The organism is Cellulosilyticum ruminicola JCM 14822 (assembly GCF_001311925.1).
Classification (GTDB): domain Bacteria; phylum Bacillota; class Clostridia; order Lachnospirales; family Cellulosilyticaceae; genus Cellulosilyticum; species Cellulosilyticum ruminicola.
The window spans coordinates 1-3,604 of the sequence record NZ_BBCG01000125.1 but is presented as its reverse complement, the minus strand read 5'-3'; the positions used below and the strand labels follow the sequence as shown (position 1 = coordinate 3,604).

General features: G+C 32.0%; 6 protein-coding genes and 1 pseudogene. 3 read left to right on the top strand and 4 right to left on the bottom strand.

What is annotated here, in order from left to right:
* Positions 1-278: transposase (locus JCM14822_RS18125; protein ID WP_242861565.1), on the bottom strand; the 278-nt coding region annotated here is incomplete at its 3' end.
* Positions 279-569: 291 nt separating this feature from the next.
* On the opposite strand from JCM14822_RS18125, the pseudogene JCM14822_RS22875 reads away from it, so the two are divergent.
* Positions 570-785 (top strand): annotated as a pseudogene (locus tag JCM14822_RS22875) (cobalt-precorrin 5A hydrolase); the annotation flags it as partial.
* A 72-nt stretch (positions 786-857) separates the two neighbouring features.
* Positions 858-1,448 (top strand): cobalamin biosynthesis protein, encoded by a 591-nt coding sequence (locus JCM14822_RS18115; protein WP_278287263.1) that lies wholly within the window; start codon positions 858-860, stop codon positions 1,446-1,448.
* Between the two features lie 141 nt (positions 1,449-1,589).
* On the opposite strand, the gene JCM14822_RS18110 is transcribed toward JCM14822_RS18115, so the two are convergent.
* The 3 genes from JCM14822_RS18110 to JCM14822_RS22865 form a co-directional block, all read right to left on the bottom strand.
* Positions 1,590-1,925, bottom strand: coding sequence for a transposase (locus JCM14822_RS18110; protein WP_083461563.1), 336 nt, complete (start codon positions 1,923-1,925; stop codon positions 1,590-1,592).
* A gap of 66 nt (positions 1,926-1,991) precedes the next feature.
* Positions 1,992-2,072: a gamma-glutamyl-gamma-aminobutyrate hydrolase family protein gene (locus JCM14822_RS25320; RefSeq protein ID WP_278287262.1), complete on the bottom strand. Its 81-nt coding sequence runs from the start codon at positions 2,070-2,072 to the stop codon at positions 1,992-1,994.
* A gap of 22 nt (positions 2,073-2,094) precedes the next feature.
* Positions 2,095-2,217 (bottom strand): hypothetical protein, encoded by a 123-nt coding sequence (locus JCM14822_RS22865; RefSeq protein ID WP_157047895.1) that lies wholly within the window; start codon positions 2,215-2,217, stop codon positions 2,095-2,097.
* Between the two features lie 381 nt (positions 2,218-2,598).
* On the opposite strand from JCM14822_RS22865, the gene JCM14822_RS18105 reads away from it, so the two are divergent.
* Positions 2,599-3,543: a histidine phosphatase family protein gene (locus JCM14822_RS18105; protein WP_054744015.1), complete on the top strand. Its 945-nt coding sequence runs from the start codon at positions 2,599-2,601 to the stop codon at positions 3,541-3,543.
* Positions 3,544-3,604 lie beyond the last annotated feature (61 nt).

Below are 3,604 nucleotides of genomic sequence, written 5' to 3'. Positions count from 1 at the left end.
AAAATATATTCAAAACCCAAAGAACGCTTAAATATAGGATCAGATTTCAATCGATGAACGAGAGCTTTAATGGTTGGAATATGTTCTACTTGCATAGCAATAAGCGCCATAAGAAGTTGCTTTTTAGAATAGCCTTTAGGACCTTGTCTTGAAAAAGATTCAGGGTATATTTCAAGAAAAAATGTAAAATCAATAAAAGTCAATATAGCCTCAAGTTTAGTAAGAGGTTTCAATTCGTAAAATTCGTCTAAAGTAATTAAAGATTGTTGTCGACACATATTTAACAGTTTACTCCTTTCGATGTGGATTATTTGCTTAAAATGTATATCGAATCGGGTTATACTATAATGTGTTAAAATACTTTCATAAAATCAATCAAAATGGTGGTGACATCTTATGTATATTCATTTATTTTCTTTCACAGAAAATGCAAGTAATCTTGCCATTTCTCTAGCCGATTTGTATAAAGATTTAGGACATCAATGCACTTGCTACACTATAAAACAATTCGCAGTAAATCCTAAATTAACTGCATTTCCTGATTCAGCAAAAAACAAGTTGGCGAAAGTTTCAACTCACAAGATGCCCTTATTTTCATAAGTGCCTGTGGTATTGCAGTACGCATGATTGCACCTTTTATTAAAAGTAAAACAACAGACCCTTGCGTCCTATGCATTGATGAAAAAGGACAATATATTATCTCTTTATTATCTGGGCATATTGGAGGTGGAAATGAATTCACTTTAGAAACAGCCTCACTCATTAACGGCATACCTATTATTTCTACAGCCACTGATTTAAATGATAAATTTGCAGTAGATGTATTTGCTAAAAAGAATGAACTCTCTATCAGCAGCATGAACCTTGCAAAAGCTATTTCAAGCAAACTCTTACAAAATATAAATATTGGAATCAAAAGTGATTTACCACTTCCTCAAACACTTCCTAATGGACTTATTCCCTATGAAAACTGTGATGATTCCACTAGTCTTGGCATTTATATAGGTTTATACCCTAAAGGTAATACAATCTTTAAAGACACTTTAATCCTTACACCTAAACAAGTCGTTTTAGGTATAGGTTGTAAAAAAAATACACCTCTTGAAAATATCGAGACACTAGTCCTTGATACTTTAGAAAAAAACAATCTAACACTTGAATCTATTTACAGCGTCGCAAGTATTGATTTGAAAAAAGATGAAGCAGGACTCCTTGCTTTTTGTGAAAAATATAAATTGCCTTTCACAACTTATTCAGCAGAAGAACTTTTAGCTGTCAAAGGTTCTATTTCCTCTTCTTTTTTCGTAAAATCCATTACAGGGGTAGATTCAGTTTGTGAACGTGCTGCCTTAGCCAAAGCCAATTCAGAAAAACTACTTATCACTAAAACAGCTTGTCAAGGCGTAACTGTAGCCGCAAGTCTTCGCAGCTTCACACTTATTTTCTAATAAATGCTAAATATTAAACTCATAAAGACACCCTTACTACTAAAAGGAGCTGCCATTAGCTGATTTTAATTAGCTAATGGCAGCTCCTTTCGACTATCATATAATACAAAACTCCATCCTAAATATTGGAATTTTAAAAATTTATAATTCTTTTTTCATTTCAAAAAAGTATGTTCCTGTACTTCCGTTTTGAATTTTGTGATCTAGCTTATTGATATTATGTGCCATTGCTAGAAGAATACTTTCAGCAAGCACATTTTTCTGACCTCTGCATAAATATCTACGAAATAACATATCTCCTTTAATATTTACAAATGACCCTTCGGCCTGAATACTTCGATTCATACGAAGCTTGCAACCTTCATTTGTAAGAATGCGTTCTAAGTATTCAGCCGGTTTTTTCTGAAAAACTTTTAATACTTCTAGTCGTGTACCTTTATGAACCTTCACACTCTGTACGGAGTTATCATAAGGCAGTCTTTGTACATATTATACCTGACTAGGTAATTGTGTAGGAATGTCTTGATATAAACTTCCCCCTAATCACACATTAAATAACTGTATTCCCCTACATATACCATAAGCAGGTTTATCCACTTCAAGTACTCTCTTAAATAATTCCATCTTATCTCGCTTCTTACACACTTCATGACAACTTATATTTACTTCTTGATAAAGTCGCAATATCTTGCCCACCACTAAATAGAACCCCATTTAAGCCTTGCAACAAATAATTTATATCTTCTATTAAAGGTAGCATAACTGGCATCCCACCGCCGCCTTTATTCCCTCCATATAGCCTGATAACATCCAAAAACTTTCTTTTTGTTTATCAACTAAAGGTACTATACCGATATAGGTTTCATAAACTTTCCTCCCATTCTATTACACTACTGTATTCAATAGGATTTATATAAATAAAAAGACCATCAAAAACAATATAACCCATTTGTTATACTATCGCCTTTGACAGTCTCTTAAAATTTCATATTTATTTTTCCTAATATCATCATATCAATTCATTTAATATTTTTCAATATATCTCATTAATTAATAGTCACCTATGCATACCTTGACAATTTAAACCGTTCCTCTTAAAGTATTTATTAATATTCATTAAAATAGCTATATTATAACTTAGAGGTGACTTATGGAACTTTATATTGGTAAAGCTACTCCTGAAAAGCTAGATACTCTAGTCCATGAAAAACATATTGCAAATTCTAAAATATATGATGGCGCTACTCTTACAGAAGAAGAACTCTATACTGCAGATATTATTAATGGCTTTCATATATTTATCCAAAAACAATTACAAACATCTGAAAATATAAACCATATTCTTTTTAAATTATTATTAAAAAATCCTTATGTAATAATTATTTGTGATGAATTAGATAATGATATCGTTATTCCTACTTTAACAAAATATGCCCAAAAGGTAATGCATCTACAAGATAATACTATCCTTAAAAATCATAAAAACACTATTCTATGCAGCTTTATTAGACACGGTAAAACAACTGGCAATCTAAGTAAACGCTATATTGGTACAACCAATGAACCACTTTGCCTAGAAGGTATTAATTTGCTTAAAGATCGTATCTCACGAGATATTTATCCTAAAGCAGAACTGCTTTATGTTAGTCCCTTGCAGCGTTGTATAGAAACAAGTAAACTGATCTATCCTAGTGCACACTTTGAACAATGTAATGCTTTACGTGAATGTGACTTTGGTGAATTTGAAAATAAAAATTATAAAGAACTTCAAGGAAATGTAAACTATCAAAAATGGGTAGATAGTAACAGTACTCTCCCATTTCCAAACGGTGAAGACCCTACTGCATTTACTAAACGATGTGTGGAAGGATTCTTATTTTATATACAAAATGCTCGCACTTATTATCAATCAACTTCTACTCAGCCCAAAGCTTGGACCACTTTCATTGTTCATGGAGGCACTATTATGTCCATCTTTAGTCAACTCGCCTATCCAAAAGGAGATTATTTTAGCTTTCAAATTGATAATGGTCAGGGATATCTATGCGAATACAACTTTAATACACAATCACTTATAATATTTGGGGAGTTGTGAGCACAACTCCCCAACCTCTTTAAAAACATAACCTGCTAGTTATAACTTATAGGATAAAATC